Source organism: Arthrobacter sp. YAF17, from assembly GCF_052113365.1.
Taxonomy (GTDB): Bacteria; Actinomycetota; Actinomycetes; order Actinomycetales; family Micrococcaceae; genus Arthrobacter.
This window is the reverse complement of the sequence record NZ_JBFRDB010000009.1, coordinates 67,561-84,821: the sequence shown is the minus strand read 5'-3', so window position 1 is coordinate 84,821 and position 17,261 is coordinate 67,561. Positions and strand designations below refer to the sequence as shown.

Sequence of the window (17,261 nt, the reverse complement as noted above, 5' to 3'; positions counted from 1 at the left end):
GCACTCCAGCAGTGAGCCATCAAGCAGTGAGCACTCCAGCCACAAACCAGGCAGCCAGCACCTCGAGCTACCGGACCACCGAGGTTGAGGTCCGCGGCGGCACCCTGCACACCGCCATCTGGGGCCCCGAGGACCCCGCTTCCCCGACCATCCTGGCGGTGCACGGGGTGACCGCGTCGCACAAGGCCTGGCCGGAACTGGCCGAAGCCCTGCCGGACGTCCGGATCATCGCCCCCGACCTGYGCGGACGGGGCCGCAGCAACGCGCTCCCGGCGCCGTACGGTATGCCCGCCCACGCCGAGGATCTCGCGGCCGTGCTGGCCGCACTCAGCACCGGGCCCGTGGTCGTCGTCGGCCATTCGATGGGGGCCTTCGCCGCCGTGGTGCTGGCGAACCTGTTCCCGGAGCGGGTGCGGTCCCTCGTACTGGTCGACGGCGGTCTGCCGCTGCAGGTTCCGGCGGGCCTCAGCGACGAGCAGATCGTCGCCGCCGTGCTGGGTCCCGCGGCCGAGCGGCTGAACGCCACTTTTCCCAGCCGTGAGGTCTACCGCAGCTTTTGGAGGCAGCATCCGGCCTTTAGCGCCGACTGGAGCCCGCTTGTGGAGGAGTACGTGGACTACGACCTCACCGGTGAGGAACCGGTGCTCCGGCCGGCCACCCGCTACCAGGCGATGGCGGACGATACCGCCGAGTTGCACCGCGGTGCCTCACTCCTGAAGGCCTTGGAGGAGCTTGCTGTGGAGACCCTGGTGCTGCGGGCGCCGCGCGGCCTGCTCAACGAACCCGGCGGCCTGTACGCGCCCGGCTATCTGGACGCTTGGGCGGAGAAGCTGCCCGCCCTGACGGTCCGCGAGATACCGGACGTCAATCACTACACCATCGTCATGGGCGCGGCGGGTGCCGCCGCCGTCGCGGACACGGTGCGGGAGGCGCTGGCCGTCGCGTAGGGGCCGGGCTCTGACGCTGGACCACCGGCGCTTTTTAGAGAGCGGACTCGAGAATCCGGGTCTTCGGGGCACCCTTGAGCGCGGGGGCCAAGTCGGAGGAGTTCCAGACCTTGGTCTGCAGGTTCGCAAGCAGCGCCTCCGCCTGGGCGCGCTGCTCAAAATCGAGTTCGACCACCACGGAGTGCGGATCGTCCACCGGGCGGCTGACCCGGTGTGCGGTGACCCCGGACGCGGCACGGTTCACGGGGTCGCGGTCGAACGCGGCCTTCCACACGTCAAAGTCTGTGATTGCGTGTTCTATCTGCAAGGTGTACATCGCTTCCTGTCCTTCCGGCTGGTGATCCCGGGATTGCTGGGATGCTTCCAAGCTACGCGCGGCGGGGAGTGTGCGGTACCCAAAAATCCGGTCGGGGAGCGGCCGGGATCCGGCAGGTCTTAGCCGCCGGCGAACGGCGGCAGCACGTCGACGACGTCGTCCGGCCGCAGTGTGGCTGCCCGGTTCCGCACCGCCACCTCGTTGAGCAGGAAGCTGCTTCGGGACAGCAGCCGCGCCAGCGGCGGGGTCCCGGCCGGAGGTTCCGGGCGCTCGACGGCGAGGATCGCCTCCAGCAGTGAGCTGACGGTGGCGTCTGCGGGGAGATCGAAGAGCTCCTCGTCGACGCCGGCAGCAGCGCGCGCGGCAGCGAAGTAACGTACATTCACAGGTATTTCAGCCTCCGATGGCGCTCATGCTGCGGTCCGGCTGGACGAAGTCCGGGGCGTCCAGTCCGACGTGGTCCATGCCGTGGGCCTTGGGCTTGATCCACATGGCATCCTGCCAGCGTTCGGCGAGTTGTTCGTCGCTGGCGCCCTCGCGGAGCAGCCCCAGCAGATCGACTTCCTCGCGGGAGAACAGGCAGCTCATGATCTTGCCCTCGGCCGTGATTCGGGTGCGGCGGCAATCGGAGCAGAACGGCTCGGTCACGGAGGCGATGATCCCCACGGTTCCGAGCGCCGGCCCGGTCGCCTCGGCCGTGCCGGGCACGCGGGCCCGGACCTCGAAGCGTTCTGCCGGGGCGCCGTCGCGGTCCCTCGGATCGCTGCTGAGCACGTAGTCGACGGAGAGCAGCTCGCGGATTTCCGCCGCGGTGATCATGTTCCGGCGGGTCCAGCCGTGGTCGGCGTCGAGCGGCATCTGCTCGATGAAGCGCAGTTCGTAGCCGCGGTCCAGCGCCCAGGCCAGGAGGGCGGGGGACTCGGCGTCGTTGATGCCGCGCATCAGCACGGCGTTGAGCTTCACGGGGCCCAGCCCGGCGGCCCAGGCGGCGTCGACGCCGGCCAGCACTTTGTTCAGGAAGGGGCGGCGGGTCAGCTGGGTGAACGTTTCCTCATGGAGCGAATCCAGCGAAACGTTGATCCGGGACAGCCCGGCGGCCTTGAGCCCCGCGGCTTTCTTGTCCAGCCCGACGGCGTTGGTGGTCATGGAGATCGGGAGGTCGGGGTGGGCGTGGCGGAGCGCAGAAATGATGTCCATCAGATCGGCCCGGACCAGCGGTTCACCGCCGGTGAGCCGCAGTTCCCGCACGCCGAGCATGTCGACGCCGATCCGCACGATCCGGACAATTTCCTCCGCGGACATCACGGCCTGCTTGGACAGCCACTCCAGGCCCTCGGCGGGCATGCAGTAGGTGCAGCGCAGATTGCATTTGTCCGTCAGCGAGAGCCGCATGTCGGTGGCGCGGCGGCCGTAGCGGTCCACGAGGCCGGCGGGCATCCCGGCCGGGCGCCCGGGGAGCTGCAGGCCGGAAGTGCCCGCGCCGGAACCGTCCTCCGCGCGGGGCTGGGGCATACCAAGCTGAACACTCATAATGTCAGGCTACGCCACCTCGGCCCCGGCATCACTGCTGTTGAGCCCCATATTGCGCCCGGTAGTGCGCCCGGTCTGGCGCATTGCCCGGCAGCCGGTGCCGCCGCGCCGGCGCGAACCTATGCTGGAGGGGTGAACACCTCCCAGCGGGCGACGGCATTGGCAGCGGCGGCCGGAGTCGTGGCCGTCGGAACGGGGCTCGCCCTGGGCGAGCTCGCGGCCGGTCTCGTGAGCCCGTCGCTCTCGCCGGTGACCGCCGTCGGGGGCGCCGTGATCGATGTGGTCCCGCCCGGTGTGAAGGACTGGGCCGTTGCGCTCTTCGGTACGGCGGACAAGGTCGCCCTGCTGGGCGGCATGGGACTCGTCATCGCGGCGCTGGCCGCCCTGGCCGGAGTCGTGGAGCTGCGGCGCCGCTTCGCCGGGGTCGCCATCATCGCGGTCTTCGGCGTGGCCGGGCTGGCGGCCGTGCTGGGCCGGAGCGAGCTGACGCCCAACGCGGTTCCTGTCCCGCTGCTCGCCGCCGTCGTGGGCATGATCCTGCTGAGGTGGCTGATCCGGCGGCTGGAGGAGTGGCAAACCGAAGAGGCGGCAGTGCCGGCGGGTCCCGGTCCCGGAGCCGGTGCTCCAGAAAGCGCCACGCCCAGCCGGCCCGCTTCCCGCCGCCGCTTTTTCCAGGTGCTGGGCGGTACAGCCGCCGTTGCCGTCCTCGCCGGGGTCCTCGCCGCGACGTTCCGGGGGGCCGCCGCCGTCGTCAGTGAACTGCGCAGCAAGCTGGCGCTCCCCGTACCGGCGTCGCCGGCTCCGCCCATCCCGGCCGGCGCCGAGGTCCGGCTGGACGGGGTGGGTCCGCTGGTGACCCCCAACAAGGATTTCTACCGGATCGACACCGCACTTCGCGTCCCGGTGCTGGACCCGGGCCAGTGGACCCTGAAGGTCACCGGGCTCGTGGAGCGGGAAGTCTCGCTGGACTTCGCCACGCTGCTTGCCAAGCCCCTGGTCGAACGGCACGTCACCATCGCCTGCGTCTCCAACGAGGTTGGCGGGGACCTGATCGGCAATGCGCGCTGGCTGGGCTGGCCGGTCCGGGATCTGCTGGCACTCGCCGGTCCGAAGGACGGCGCGGACATGGTCCTGTCCCGCAGCGCGGACGGCTGGACCGCGGGCACTCCGCTGGAGGTGCTGACGGACAGCCGGGACGCGCTCCTCGCCGTCGGGATGAACGGAGAACCGCTGCCGCTGGAACACGGCTTCCCGGTCCGGCTCATCGTTCCCGGCCTCTACGGCTACGTCTCGGCCACCAAGTGGGTCACTGAGCTCAAGGTGACGCGCTTCGCGGACGACGTCGGATACTGGACACCCCGCGGGTGGAGCGAGCAGGGACCCGTCAAGACCTCCTCCCGCATCGACGTGCCCCGGGACGGCCACTCCGTGAACGCCGGCATGGTCGCCTTCGGCGGGGTCGCCTGGGCCCAGCACACCGGGATCGGCCGCGTGGAGCTCAGGGTCAACCGCGGCGCGTGGCAGCAGGCTGAGCTGGCCCCTGGGATCTCCAAGGACACCTGGTACCAGTGGAAGYTGGCCCTGCCGCTCACCCCCGGCCAGTACGAGGTCCAGGTCCGCGCCACGGACCTTAACGGCGCCGCACAGGTAGAGGACCGCGCGCCCGCTGCGCCCAGCGGGGCCACCGGCTTCCACACGGTTAGAGTTGACGTGAAGTCCTAACGGGCCGGGCCACCACGCCGGGCCAGGGAGCCGGGCCAGGGAGCCGGACCGGAGAACCCAGCCACAGGCTCAAGACGAGGGGTCACCAACGCATGCACCGCACCCAGGCACGGCACGTCACCGTGGAAGAGCACCGCGAATCGGTCCGCCGGCTCCTGTCCCCGCTCCGCACCCCGGACCGGATTGAACGGCTCCCGATCCTCGCGGCGCTTGGCCGGGGACTCGCGGCGGACATCGTGGCTCCGCTGGACCTGCCCCCCTTCGAGAATTCACAGATGGACGGCTTCGCCATCCGCAGCGCCGACGTGCCCGATGGCGGCGGCGAACTGCGCGTGGTCGCTCCCGTTCCGGCCGGTGCTGCGCCGCCCGAGCTGGCCGCCGGGACCGCCGCCCCGATCATGACCGGCGCCATGATGCCGCCCGGGGCGGACGCCGTCGTCCCAATCGAACAGGCCGTGCCTTCGTTGTACCCCGCGCCCGGCGTCCCCGCCACGGTCCGGTTGCCCGCCGTCCCGGCACGGAACTTCGTCCGCGACGCGGGCAGCGACATCAGGGCCGGGGAGCAGGCCCTCGGCGCCGGCACCTTCCTCGGGCCCGGCCAGCTGGGGCTCCTGGCCGCCCTGGGATTCACCGAGGTGCCCGTCTACCGGACGCTGCGGATCCTGCTGGTCACCACCGGGGACGAGGTAGTGGAGCCGGGCGGCCCCCTGGGCGCCGGCAAGATCTACGACTCCAACTCCACCCTGCTGGAATCCTCCATGCGCCAGGCCGGCCTCGACGTCACCCGGACCGGGATCTCCACCGACCGCCCGGAGGAACTCGCCGCCCTGCTGCGCCGGCATGCCGCGGACGTGGACCTGATTGTCACCACCGGCGGCGTCAGCAAGGGCGCCTACGAGGTGGTCCGGCAGGCGATGGAGGGCCACGACGTCGACTTCTTCGGCGTCGCGATGCAGCCCGGCGGCCCGCAGGGAATCGGAACTTTCGACGGCGTTCCGGTCCTCGGGTTCCCGGGGAACCCCGTGAGTTGCCTAGTCTCCTTCGAGATGTTCCTCCGCCCGGCGCTTGGAGAACTCTTCGGCTCTCCCGCACCGCGTCCGGTGGTCAAGGCACGGCTCGCCGGGGCGCTGACGTCCCCGCCGGGCAAGCACCAGGTGCGGCGCGGCACGGCCCTCCCGGACGGCACCGTCCGGCTGGAAGGCGGCGCCGGCTCGCACCTCGTCAGTGCCCTGGCGCACTCCAACGCCCTGATCCAGGTGCCGGAAGGAATTGCCGCGCTCGCCGAGGGCGCCGAGGTGGAAGTATGGATGCTGTGAACGAAGAGAACGAAGAAATCCGGCTAACGGGAACCACAGGCCTAACCCACCTCCGGCAGGACGGCACGGCCCAGATGGTGGACGTGTCCAACAAAGCGGAGAGCACCCGCGAGGCCACGGCCACCGCCACGGTCCGAAGCACCGCCGAGGTCCTGGCCCTCCTCGGCGCCGGAGATCTGCCCAAGGGCGACGCCCTCGCCGTGGCCAGAGTCGCCGGGATCATGGCCGCCAAGAAGACCGCGGACCTGATCCCGCTGTGCCACCCGCTGCCGATCGCCAAAGTCACCGTCGACTTCGAACTCGACACCGACACCGTCACCGTCTTCGCCACCGTCAAGACCCGCGGCATCACCGGCGTCGAGATGGAAGCGCTGACCGCAGCCTCCGTGGCCGCCCTCAGCGTGTACGACATGATCAAGGCCGTGGACAAGCACGCGGTACTGACCGACATCAAAGTGCTGGCCAAAAGCGGCGGCAAGAGCGGGGACTGGACAATATGAGCATGCCCGAACCACACCGGCACGGCGAAGCCACCGGGCGGAAGGCCGGCGTCGTGATCGCCTCCACCCGGGCCGCGGCCGGAATCTATGAGGACCTCACCGGCCCCGTCATCATCGACTGGCTCACCGAACACGGCTTCGAGACCTACCCGGCCATGGTGGTCCCGGACGGCGAAGCCGTCGGCGCAGCCCTGCGCGCGCTCCTGACCCAGGCGCCCGCCGTCATCATCACCAGCGGCGGCACGGGCCTCAGCCCCACCGACGCCACCCCGGAACAGACCCTGCCCCTGCTGGACCGGGAGATCCCCGGCATCATGGAAGGCATCCGAGGCGCAGGCATCGCCAAAACCCCGCTGGCGATGCTCAGCCGGGGCCACGCCGGTGCGGCCGGCCAGACGTTCATCGTCAATCTCCCCGGCTCCCCGAAGGGCGTCATGGACGGCCTCAGCGTGCTGGATCCCGTCCTCGGACACCTCTGCGACCAGCTGGAGGGCAGCCATGGCCACTGAACCAGCCCTTGAACCAGCCTTTGAAGTGCTGAACGCTGTGCTGAGCGCCGAGCCCATCTCCGTGGACCAGGCCATCGCCGCCGTGGAATCGGACACGGCGGGCGCGGTAGTCAGCTTCAGCGGCGTCGTCCGGAACCACGACGGCGGCAAACCGGTCCAGCGGCTCAGCTACAGCGCGCACCCGACCGCGCACCAGGTGATGGCCGACGTCGTCGCGCAGCTCGTCGCCGAGCAGGCGGCCGCGGGAGAACCCGCCGGGGCAGGCACTGCGGCAGGCTCCGGCTCCGGCGCGGAGACGGGCAGCGGCGCGGCCCAGCCGGTGCGGATCTGGGTGGCGCACCGGATCGGGATGCTGGAAATCGGTGATCCCGCCCTGGTCTGCGCCGTGTCCGCCGCGCACCGTGGCCAAGCCTTCGCAGTCTGCTCGGAACTGGTGGACCGGGTCAAGGCCCAGGTTCCGATCTGGAAGGAACAGTTCTTCACCGACGGCACGGTCGAGTGGGTCGGCGCGGGGGCGTAGGGCCGCCCGCGCCGCACCGGAGGTGCACCGGATGTGCGCATGGTCTGCGGAACTTGGCGGGCCTGTAACGCGCGGTCCCCGGTTCAAGGCGGCACCCGCCCCGGCGGTAGGGTTGATGGCATGACCGAACAACTCGCAGTCGCCGTGCTGGGCGCGAACGGGCGCATGGGCGCCGAAGCGGTGACCGCCGTCGAGGCCGCCGCGGACCTGAAGCTTGTCGCCGCGCTGGGCCGGAACGATTCCCTGGACACCCTCGTCGACGCCGGAGCCCGGATCGTGGTGGACCTGACCGTCCCCGAGAGCACCGAAGCGAACGTCCGCTTCGCCGTCGAACACGGCATGCACGCCGTTGTGGGCACCACCGGCTGGGATCCGGAGCGGCTGGGCCGGCTCGAGGAACTCCTCGCCGGCCAGCCCCGCGTGGGAGTCCTGATCGCGCCGAACTTCGCGCTCGGATCGGTCCTTGCCTCCGCCTTCGCGGCCAAGGCTTCGCGGTACTTCGAATCGGTCGAAATCGTCGAACTGCACCACCCGGACAAAGTGGACGCCCCGTCCGGCACCGCCGAGCGGACCGCGCAGCTGATCTCCGCCGAGCGTGCAGCCGCCGGCCTCCCCGCCAGCCCGGACGCCACCACCAGCGAGCGCCCCGGCGCGCGCGGCTGCGACGTCGACGGCGTCCGCGTCCACAGCGTCCGGCTCCGCGGCCTGGTGGCGCACCAGGAGGTCCTGCTGGGCGGGCCGGGGGAGCAGCTGACCATCCGGCACGACTCCTTCGACCGTGCCTCGTTTATGCCCGGAGTGCTGCTGGGCGTGCGCAACGTCGCGGCCAACCCTGGCCTCACTGTCGGCCTGGACGGCTACCTGGACCTGGGGCTCTGAACGCCGTGGCCAACGTCCTGACCGCTTTCAAAGCCAACCGCACCAAGATCTGGGTCGGGGCCGTCACGCTCCTGCTGGTCTTCTACCTAGTGGTGTCCTTCCAGCGCGCGGTGTTGCTGATGACGGACCCCAACCCGGTGGCCAAGGCCATCGGCGTTGCGTATCTGCTCCTGCCGGTGATCGGCGCCTGGGCCCTGGTCCGCGAACTGCTCTTCGGCGCCCGGACCGAACGGCTGGCGAAAATCCTCGAAGCCGAGGGCGGGCTGCCGGAAGACAATCTGCCGCGCACCCCCGCGGGGCGGATCATCCGTGAGGCCGCGGACCGTGAATTTGAGAAATACCGCGCCGAGACGGAAGCCGCGCCGGACGACTGGCGCTCCTGGTTCCGGCTCAGCTGCGCCTATGACGCCGCGGGAGACCGCAAGCGGGCGCGCGCCGCAATGCGTGACGCCGTCCGGCTGTACCGCACGGGATCCCGCCAGGCCTGATCCGCCGCCGTCGGGAATTCCGCGGCCGGGCAGCTCGCCCTGGAGGGAGGGCCGCGGCGACTGCCGTGCGGCCCCGTGCGGCCCCAAGCCCGGCACCCCCGGCCGCGGGCACAGCTCCGGGAGAGCTAGCGGATGCGGGCCGGCTGGTACCGGCCGAGCTGGTTGGCGGCATGCGCCACCCACTCCAGCGGCCCCCGCCACGCCAAAGCTGCGAAGATTCCGCCCAGGGCGAGGATCGCCGCCACCTGCACCCAATAGACGCCCTCGACCGTCCATCCTGCCGGCAGCGGCTGGCCGTACAGCGAGGCCATCACGCACAGGTGTGCCGTGTAGAGGCTCAGGGTCATGGCGCCGGCCCCCCGCAGCGGGAGCAACGCGTCCAGCCGGGCACCCTGGACCAGCCGGCCCAGGATCAGGAAGAGGCCAACGACGGCGGCCGCCACGCCCGAGGTGTGCAGCAGATCCAGCGTGGTGCCCGAATGCGGGGCGCTGGAGGCGAGCCACCAGGCGGAACCGGTCTGGTCCACGCCGGCCAGGTTGACCTGCAGGAGGCTCTCCAGCGGATACGAGGGATTGAGCAGCGAAGCCTGCAGCGCAGCCCTGCCACCCCAGTCCTCCATCATCACGATGCTGAGCCACTTGGCCAGAACCGCCACTGCGGATCCCACGGCCAGCAGCAGGACCGGGACCGCCGCCGAGGTGAGGGCCAGCCGGCCGATCGCGAGGCCGATCAGCAGGTAGGCAATCCATTGCAGGACGGGGTAGTAGCCGGTCAGGAAGAGGTCCCCGAGCAGCACGGACGGCGTGGACAGGTCCTCCCACAGCGGGTTGTGGCCCAGCTGCAGGGGAGGTTCGGCGGTGAGGAGCCACGGCCGCAGCAGGAAGGCCACCGCCGGGCTGACAAGCACCCAGCCGGCAGCCAGCACCAGCAGGTGCTTGACGTCGAGCCCAAGGAACGGCAGCACACAAAGGAACAACACGGCGTAGTGGACCAGGATGATGGCGATGTTCACTTCGAGCCCGCCGAGCGAAAGCCCTACGGCGCCGATCACCAGGGCCCGGAGCGCGACTCCCCGGCGGGCTGCCCACAGCGGGGGACCGTGCAGCGGCTGTTCCTTGCCGGTTGAGAGTGCCAGCCCGATTCCGGCGAGGACGGCGAACAGGGCCGAGGCGCGCCCGGAAAACACCAGCCCCACCCAGGTGGGCGTGAGCTGGGCGTTTGACTCGAAGGTCGGGAAGATGTGCGTGGCCATCATGCCCAGGAGGGCCACTCCGCGGGCGGCGTCGATGCCTGACAGCCGCGGACCCGCGATCTTGCCTGCTGCGGACCGGGAAGTGGAGGCTGTTCCGCGCGACGTCATCTTTTGATCGTCTCACGATCAGGGCCGGTGAACTTCGGCCAGGGGAAGGATTGGGGGATGTTCACAGGAGCTGCACAGCCCCTTGTGTTCGAATATATGTTCGAATAAGATGTCGTCATGAACAACCGACCAGAACCCGCCTTCCCGCCGGACGCTGTCCCGTCGGATGCAACAGCAGGCGTGCTGAAAGCGATGAGTCCCGGCGTCGTGGACTTCCTCTTCCGGCAGCTCGTCGCCGGGGAACCGGCAGAGGACGTCCAGTGGCACAAGGAGGGGACCGTCCTGTCGGCGCAGGCGCCCGGCGCCGAACTGGCCCGCCGGCTCGCCGAAACCGAGCTCGTTGCGCTCACGCCCGGCGAACTCTTCGACTACGTCCGGGCGGCCCAGCGGCTCGCGGCGTGGGCGGAGGGGCTGCGGGAGGACGCCGTCAGCCGCTACTGCGCCGCACCTTCCGGCGGGACTGCCCCCGCCGGGTAGGCCCCGCCTAGGATGGCACTGTGACCACCGCGCTGACGCTTTCCGCCATCCAGTACACAGCCCTCGACGGAGGCCTTGCCGCCAACGTTCCGGAGCACATCCGCCTCATCGAAGACGCGGCCGACCACGGTGCCCGGCTGGTGGTTTTCCCCGAACTCTCCCTGACCGGCTACGACCTGGGAGGACTGGCGGACCCGGAGCGGTGGGTTACTGCCGCGGACCCGCGGCTGGACGGCGTGCGCGAAATTTGCCGGCGGACCGGCATTACCGCGGTTGTCGGGGCCCCGTTCCGGGAAGCGGACGGCACGTCCCGGCTGGCGTCCCTCGCCCTGCAGCCCGGCGGTGACGTGGAAGCGTCATTCAAGGTCTGGCTCCACGGCCCGGAGCAGCAGTTCTTCAAGCCCGGGGACCGCCCCGCCGTCCTGGACCTCGACGGCTGGAAAATTGCCCTGGCCGTTTGCCTCGATGCCGCCCGCCCGGTTCATGCGCGCGAGGCCGCGGAGGCGGGCGCCGACATCTATGCCGTCTCGGCCCTCTACTCCGCCGGCGAGGACCACCGGCTTGCCCTGCACCTCGGCGCCCGCGCCATGGACCACAGGATGTTCAGCGTGCTGGCGAACCTCGGCGGCACCACGGAGTTCGGCCCCTCGGCCGGCGGCAGCGGTTTCTGGGGGCCGGACGGGCTCGTCATCCGGCAGGCCGCCGGGACGGGGTCCGAGGTGGTGACCGCGACCCTGCAGTACGGGACCCTGGACCACTAYGCCTACGAACGCGGGGCCGGAAGGCGCCGGGAGCCGGCCCCCCGGCCGGACCGCGGGTGAGGCTCCCGGCCCGGATTTGATCTTCATCACGTCGCCGTCATTGTCCGATCACACCGGGGACAGGGTAACGTTTTTCATATGGCTGACTCTCTCACTCGCTCTTCCACGTTCGGATCCCTCGTAACCGCCATGGTCACGCCTTTCACTTCCGACGGTGAAGTCGATTACCAGCAGAACGCGGAGCTGGCCATCAAGCTCGTCGACGACGGCCACGATGCCCTCGTCATTTCCGGCACCACGGGCGAAACCTCCACTCTGGAGGACGATGAGAAAGAAAAGCTCTTCCGCGTGGTCGTGGAAGCCGTGGGGGACCGTGCCAAGGTGATCGCCGGAACCGGCACCAACCACACGTCCCACTCGATCGAGATGGCCAAGCGCGCCGCCAAAGCCGGAGCCCACGGCCAGCTGATTGTCACGCCGTACTACAACAAGCCGAGCCAGGCCGGAATCCAGGCCCACATTGAAGCCGTCGCCGACGCCGCCGACCTTCCCGTGATGGTCTACGACATCCCCGGCCGTGCCTGCGTGCCGATCCTGCCCGAAACCATGATCCGGCTCGCTGATCACCGGAACATTGTTGCGCTCAAGGACGCCAAAGCCGACTTCGCGGCCGTTACCCGGGTCCTCGCAAACACCGACCTTAACGTCTACTCCGGCGATGACGGGCTGACCCTGCCGTGGATGGCAGCCGGGGCCGCCGGACTCGTGAGCGTCTCCGCGCACGTCGCGACGCGGCAGTTCCGCGCCATGATCGATGCCGCACTTGCGGGCGATTTCGCCACCGCCCGCACCATACATTTCGAACTGGACCCCGTGGTCCGTGCAGTGATGACCCATATCCAGGGTGCTGTTGCTGCGAAGCAAGTTCTTAAGTGGCAGGGAGTCCTGCCCAACTCGGTTGTCCGTTTGCCCCTCGTGGAGCCGGACAAAGCTGAGATCGAATCCATCCGCGAGGACTTGGCGGAAGCCGGAATGGTCTTTTCCTGATCAGGTGCTTGATCCTGTTCAGGAATGACCGGGCCGGTACCCGCCTGGAAAGTAGTGCATTATGACCCAAACCGCCCTTCCCGGCCTTGTCACGCCGCCGAAACTGCTCAAGGACACCCTGCGGATCGTCCCGCTCGGCGGCCTGGGGGAGATCGGCCGCAACATGACCGTCTTCGAGATCGACGGCAAGCTGCTCATCGTCGACTGCGGCGTCCTCTTCCCGGAGGAAACCCAGCCCGGCGTCGACCTGATCCTGCCCGATTTCTCCTACATCGAGAACCGCCTCGATGACATCGTCGCCGTCGTCCTGACCCACGGCCACGAGGACCACATCGGCGCCGTCCCGTACCTGCTGCGCCTGCGCGCCGACATTCCCCTGGTGGGTTCCCGGCTGACCCTGGCCCTCATCGAGGCGAAGCTGCAGGAACACCGGATCAAGCCGATCATCCAGACCGTCACCGAGGGCCAGGTCCAGAAGTTCGGCCCGTTCGAATGCGAATTCGTGGCCGTCAACCACTCCATCCCGGACGCCCTTGCCGTGTTCCTCCGCACCGCCGGCGGCACCGTGCTGCACACCGGTGACTTCAAGATGGACCAGCTGCCGCTCGACGGCCGCATTACCGACCTCCGCCACTTCGCCAAGCTCGGCGAAGAAGGCGTGGACCTGTTCATGTCCGACTCCACGAACGCCGACGTGCCGGGCTTCACCACCGCCGAAAAGGAAATCGGACCCGTCCTGGACCGGCTCTTCGGCCAGGCCTCCAAGCGCCTGATCGTCGCGTCCTTCTCCTCGCACATGCACCGCGTCCAGCAGGTGCTCGACGCCGCCGCCAACCACAACCGCAAGGTGGCCTTCGTCGGCCGCTCGATGGTCCGCAACATGACCATCGCGGAGAAGCTCGGCTACCTCGACGTGCCCCCGGGCATCCTGGTCGACATCAAGAACATCGACAACCTGCCGGACAACCGCGTGGTGCTGATGTCCACCGGTTCCCAGGGCGAACCGATGGCAGCACTGTCCCGCATGGCCAACGGTGACCACCGCGTCGTCGTCGGCAAGGGCGACACTGTCATCCTCGCCTCCAGCCTGATCCCGGGCAACGAGAACGCCGTCTTCCGCATCATCAACGGCCTGCTCAAGCTCGGCGCCGACGTCATCCACAAGGGCAACGCCAAGGTGCACGTCTCCGGCCACGCCGCCGCCGGCGAGCTGCTCTACTGCTACAACATCCTCGAGCCGCTGAACGCAATGCCGGTTCACGGCGAAACCCGCCACCTGATCGCTAACGGCAAGATCGCCCTCGACTCCGGTGTCCCCGAAGAGAGCATCCTTCTCGCGGACAACGGCACCGTCGTCGACCTCCGCGACCACCAGGCCGACATCGTCGGCCAGGTCGAAGTCGGCTTCGTCTATGTCGACGGCTCCAGTGTCGGCGAAGTCACCGAAGCTGACCTCAAGGACCGCCAGACCCTCGGCGATGAAGGCTTCATCTCCATCATCACCGTGATTCACCGCGCCACCGGCAAGGTCGTCTCCGGGCCTGAGATCCACGCCCGCGGCGTGGCCGAAGACGATTCCGTCTTCGACGAGATCATCCCCAAGATCAACGCCGCCCTGGAAGAAGCCGTGCTCAACCGCTCGGACCACACCACGCACCAGTTGCAGCAGGTTGTCCGCCGCGTCGTCGGCACCTGGGTCAACCGCAAGCTCCGCCGCAAGCCCCTGATCATCCCGGTGGTCCTGGAGGCCTAAGCGCCGGCGGTAGCGTCAGCGCTCCGCACCACGACGGCCTTCCCGGCCTGCCGCAGGCTCCCGCTTGCGGCGGACCGGGAGGGCCGTTTTTGCGTGTTCGGACGGCAACATGATCCCCGCGGAACCCCGGAAATCCGCGGTTTTCAAGCCCGCGTCGGGTACCGTTGCGGGTATGGCGACACGTACTTCCTCCGCGCCAAGAGGAAACTCCAGCGGTAAATCAGGCAGCTCTTCGACCCGGGGCTCCGGCCCGGCTGCGTCCAAATCCAGCAGGACCGGCAGATCGACCGGCACCGCGCGCACCCGCCAGATGGCCGCCGTCGAACCCAGGCAGCCCTGGCTGGTCCGGGTTGTGGCCGGCGCCTGGCTGGGTGTTGCGCATGTGGTCGGGGCGGGCATCCGCCGGATCGGCTACGACGTCAGCGATCTCGCGCCAGAGGACCGCCGCGACGGCGCAGCCCTGTTCAACCTCGCACTCGGGGTCTTCGTCGCCACTTTCGCCTGGTGGGGTTTCCAGGGCTGGTTCCCGGACATGGTCTACGGGATCGTCAACGGCACCTTCGGCTGGATGGCGCTGCTCCTGCCGCTGATGCTCTTTGTCTGCGCCTTCCGCCTGTTCCGCCAGCCCGTCGACGGCCGCGGCAACAACCGGATCGGGATCGGCTTCCTGATCATGACCTTCGCCGGTTCCGGCCTTGCCCACGTCATTGGCGGGGAACCGACCGTCGCCGACGGTTTCGACGGTCTGCGCCACGCCGGCGGCATGCTCGGTTACCTTGCCGCGGCCCCACTGGCCGCCATCCACTCCGCCGTCCCGCTGGCCGTCTACGGCCTGCTCGCCTTCACGTCCCTGCTGATCATCACCGCCACGCCATTCGGCGCCATCCCCGCCCGGCTGCGCGGCGCCTATGAACACCTCATGGGAATAGACCTGCAGGATCACGACGCCGACGGCGGCGACGGCCACGACCGCAGCTACCTCTACGAAAACGACACCCCGGCCCCGGCGAAGAAGAAGCGCCGCCGCCTCTTCGGCAAGGACCCCGAGGACGAATCCGGGCTCGAAGGCTACGTCGGCGACGAGGCGTTCGAGCGGGCACTCATCGCCGACGAGGAAGCCGAGGCCGCCCGGGCCGCGGGCGGCGCGAAAGCGGGCGCCAAGTCCGTCGCGCCCGGGGTGCGCCGCCCCACCCAGGCCGAGATCGCCGTCGAGAAGATCAAGGCCGCCCAGGGCCTCGGAAGTGCCGCGGCGGGGGAGAACGCCACCGAGGCGATTCCGCTGGTCACCCCGGGGATGATCGCCGCCGGGTCATTGAACCCGGACGCCCCCGCACCCGGCACCGCGGCGGTCGCAGCCGCCGCGAAGGTCCCCTCCAACCCCGTGGCCCCGGCGCCGCTTCCCACGCCGATCCCGCAGCGCACCGAGCAGCTCTCGCTCGCCGGCGACGTGACGTACACGCTGCCGGCGTCGGACGTCCTGACCCCGGGCTCCATCCCCAAGGAACGCACCGAGGCCAACGACGCGATCGTCGCGTCGCTGACCGAAACCCTCAACCAGTTCAACGTGGAAGCGCAGGTCACCGGCTTCAGCCGCGGCCCCACCGTCACCCGGTACGAGATCGAACTGTCCCCGGGCACCAAGGTGGAACGCGTCACGGCACTGTCCAAGAACATCTCCTACGCCGTCGCCAGCTCCGACGTGCGCATCCTGAGCCCCATCCCGGGCAAGTCCGCCATCGGCATCGAGATCCCCAACTCGGACCGCGAGACGGTGTCCCTGGGCGACGTGCTCCGCAGCCAGAACGCCCGGCGCACCGACCACCCGATGGTCATGGGCGTCGGCAAGGACGTCGAGGGCGGCTACGTCGTCGCCAACCTCGCCAAGATGCCGCACCTGCTGGTCGCAGGCGCCACCGGCGCCGGCAAGTCCTCGTTCGTGAACTCGATGATCACCTCCATCCTGATGCGCGCCACGCCCGACGAGGTCCGCATGGTCATGGTGGACCCCAAGCGGGTGGAACTCACCGCCTACGAGGGCGTACCGCACCTCATCACCCCGATCATCACCAACCCCAAGAAGGCCGCCGAGGCCCTGCAGTGGGTGGTCCGCGAAATGGACGCCCGCTACGACGACCTCGCCAACTACGGTTTCAAGCACATCGACGACTTCAACAAGGCCGTCCGTGCCGGCAAGGTCCACCCGCCCGAGGGTTCCAAGCGGGTCATCCGGCCGTACCCCTACCTGCTGGTGATCGTGGACGAACTCGCCGACCTCATGATGGTCGCCCCGCGCGACGTCGAAGACTCGATCGTCCGCATTACCCAGCTGGCCCGCGCGGCCGGCATTCACCTCGTGCTCGCCACGCAGCGGCCCTCCGTCGACGTCGTCACCGGCCTGATCAAGGCCAATGTGCCGTCCCGGATGGCGTTCGCGACCTCCTCGGTCACTGACTCCCGCGTGGTCCTGGACCAGCCGGGCGCCGAGAAGCTGATCGGCCAGGGCGACGCGCTGTTCCTGCCGATGGGCGCCTCCAAGGCCATGCGTGTCCAGGGCGCCTGGGTCACCGAGTCCGAAATCCACAAGGTGGTCGAACACGTCAAGGGCCAGCTCAAGGCCGTGTACCGCGACGACGTCGCTCCCGAGGCGCAGAAGAAGCAGATCGACGACGACATCGGGGACGATCTCGAGGTGCTGCTGCAGGCCACCGAGCTGGTGGTGACCACCCAGTTCGGCTCCACTTCAATGCTGCAGCGCAAGCTGCGCGTCGGGTTCGCGAAGGCCGGCCGCCTGATGGACCTGCTCGAGTCCAGGGGAGTGGTGGGTCCCTCGGAAGGTTCGAAGGCCCGCGACGTCCTGGTGAAGCCGGACGACCTGGCCGCGGTCCTCGCCGCGATGAAGGGCATGGACGTGCCCGCCACCGCCGACTCGCAGACCGCGGCGCTGAGCGACAACGCCAACGCGAACATCGCCCAGGGCGGCTACGCGGAGGACCTCGTCGCGGCGGACCTGGACAACCGCACCCAGGCGATCGAGTACCACGACGGCGCCGACGGCGGCTCCGGGGATGATGAGGATGGCTCCGAGGACGCCTGGTCGCTCACCGGCCGGTAGCAGGCGAAGACGGTAGCCTAGGA

At 69.4% G+C, this 17,261-nt stretch carries 17 protein-coding genes; 13 read left to right on the top strand and 4 right to left on the bottom strand.

Annotated features, from left to right (window positions below):
- Positions 1–26 precede the first annotated feature (26 nt).
- Positions 27–947, top strand: a complete 921-nt coding sequence (locus tag AB4Y67_RS09175; RefSeq protein ID WP_441405466.1) for an alpha/beta hydrolase — start codon at positions 27–29, stop codon at positions 945–947.
- Between the two features lie 34 nt (positions 948–981).
- Here AB4Y67_RS09175 and AB4Y67_RS09170 read toward each other — a convergent pair whose 3' ends face one another.
- The 3 genes from AB4Y67_RS09170 to moaA all read right to left on the bottom strand — a co-directional run bounded on the left by AB4Y67_RS09170 (position 982) and on the right by moaA (position 2,793).
- Positions 982–1,263: a hypothetical protein gene (locus tag AB4Y67_RS09170; RefSeq protein WP_441405465.1), complete on the bottom strand. Its 282-nt coding sequence runs from the start codon at positions 1,261–1,263 to the stop codon at positions 982–984.
- A 119-nt stretch (positions 1,264–1,382) separates the two neighbouring features.
- Complete coding sequence (locus AB4Y67_RS09165) at positions 1,383–1,649, bottom strand: MoaD/ThiS family protein (RefSeq protein ID WP_441405464.1); 267 nt, start codon at positions 1,647–1,649, stop codon at positions 1,383–1,385.
- A gap of 7 nt (positions 1,650–1,656) precedes the next feature.
- Positions 1,657–2,793 (bottom strand): GTP 3',8-cyclase MoaA, encoded by a 1,137-nt coding sequence (gene moaA / locus AB4Y67_RS09160; RefSeq protein ID WP_441405463.1) that lies wholly within the window; start codon positions 2,791–2,793, stop codon positions 1,657–1,659.
- Between the two features lie 132 nt (positions 2,794–2,925).
- Between moaA and AB4Y67_RS09155 the strand changes: the two genes are divergently transcribed.
- From AB4Y67_RS09155 to AB4Y67_RS09125, 7 genes are all read left to right on the top strand, one after another.
- Positions 2,926–4,515, top strand: a complete 1,590-nt coding sequence (locus AB4Y67_RS09155) for a molybdopterin-dependent oxidoreductase (RefSeq protein ID WP_441405462.1) — start codon at positions 2,926–2,928, stop codon at positions 4,513–4,515.
- 92 nt (positions 4,516–4,607) lie between these two features.
- Complete coding sequence (locus AB4Y67_RS09150; protein ID WP_441405461.1) at positions 4,608–5,831, top strand: molybdopterin molybdotransferase MoeA; 1,224 nt, start codon at positions 4,608–4,610, stop codon at positions 5,829–5,831.
- Positions 5,819–6,331 (top strand): cyclic pyranopterin monophosphate synthase MoaC, encoded by a 513-nt coding sequence (moaC, locus tag AB4Y67_RS09145; RefSeq protein WP_441405460.1) that lies wholly within the window; start codon positions 5,819–5,821, stop codon positions 6,329–6,331. The genes AB4Y67_RS09150 and moaC overlap by 13 nt, the downstream gene beginning before the upstream one ends.
- Positions 6,328–6,840: a MogA/MoaB family molybdenum cofactor biosynthesis protein gene (locus tag AB4Y67_RS09140; RefSeq protein WP_441405459.1), complete on the top strand. Its 513-nt coding sequence runs from the start codon at positions 6,328–6,330 to the stop codon at positions 6,838–6,840. Before moaC ends, AB4Y67_RS09140 begins: the two co-directional genes overlap by 4 nt.
- Entirely contained in the window at positions 6,830–7,360 is a 531-nt protein-coding gene (locus tag AB4Y67_RS09135; RefSeq protein WP_441405458.1) for a molybdenum cofactor biosynthesis protein MoaE, read from the top strand. Before AB4Y67_RS09140 ends, AB4Y67_RS09135 begins: the two co-directional genes overlap by 11 nt.
- A gap of 120 nt (positions 7,361–7,480) precedes the next feature.
- Positions 7,481–8,239 carry a 4-hydroxy-tetrahydrodipicolinate reductase gene (gene dapB / locus AB4Y67_RS09130; protein ID WP_441405457.1) on the top strand — a complete coding sequence of 253 codons (759 nt, stop codon included), beginning with the start codon at positions 7,481–7,483 and terminating at the stop codon, positions 8,237–8,239.
- Between the two features lie 5 nt (positions 8,240–8,244).
- Positions 8,245–8,727 carry a hypothetical protein gene (locus AB4Y67_RS09125; RefSeq protein WP_441405456.1) on the top strand — a complete coding sequence of 161 codons (483 nt, stop codon included), beginning with the start codon at positions 8,245–8,247 and terminating at the stop codon, positions 8,725–8,727.
- A 125-nt stretch (positions 8,728–8,852) separates the two neighbouring features.
- On the opposite strand, the gene AB4Y67_RS09120 is transcribed toward AB4Y67_RS09125, so the two are convergent.
- Positions 8,853–10,088 carry a heparan-alpha-glucosaminide N-acetyltransferase domain-containing protein gene (locus tag AB4Y67_RS09120; protein ID WP_441405455.1) on the bottom strand — a complete coding sequence of 412 codons (1,236 nt, stop codon included), beginning with the start codon at positions 10,086–10,088 and terminating at the stop codon, positions 8,853–8,855.
- Between the two features lie 117 nt (positions 10,089–10,205).
- Here AB4Y67_RS09120 and AB4Y67_RS09115 point away from each other — a divergent pair, with 117 nt between their 5' ends.
- The 5 genes from AB4Y67_RS09115 to AB4Y67_RS09095 all read left to right on the top strand — a co-directional run bounded on the left by AB4Y67_RS09115 (position 10,206) and on the right by AB4Y67_RS09095 (position 17,238).
- Positions 10,206–10,565, top strand: coding sequence for a hypothetical protein (locus tag AB4Y67_RS09115; RefSeq protein WP_441405454.1), 360 nt, complete (start codon positions 10,206–10,208; stop codon positions 10,563–10,565).
- A 20-nt stretch (positions 10,566–10,585) separates the two neighbouring features.
- A complete protein-coding gene (locus AB4Y67_RS09110) occupies positions 10,586–11,386 on the top strand; it encodes a carbon-nitrogen hydrolase family protein (RefSeq protein WP_441405453.1) in 801 nt (266 codons plus the stop codon).
- A 78-nt stretch (positions 11,387–11,464) separates the two neighbouring features.
- Complete coding sequence (gene dapA / locus AB4Y67_RS09105) at positions 11,465–12,373, top strand: 4-hydroxy-tetrahydrodipicolinate synthase (protein ID WP_441405452.1); 909 nt, start codon at positions 11,465–11,467, stop codon at positions 12,371–12,373.
- Positions 12,374–12,434: 61 nt separating this feature from the next.
- Positions 12,435–14,126: a ribonuclease J gene (locus AB4Y67_RS09100; protein ID WP_441405451.1), complete on the top strand. Its 1,692-nt coding sequence runs from the start codon at positions 12,435–12,437 to the stop codon at positions 14,124–14,126.
- Positions 14,127–14,298: 172 nt separating this feature from the next.
- Positions 14,299–17,238, top strand: coding sequence for a DNA translocase FtsK (locus tag AB4Y67_RS09095; RefSeq protein ID WP_441405450.1), 2,940 nt, complete (start codon positions 14,299–14,301; stop codon positions 17,236–17,238).
- Positions 17,239–17,261 lie beyond the last annotated feature (23 nt).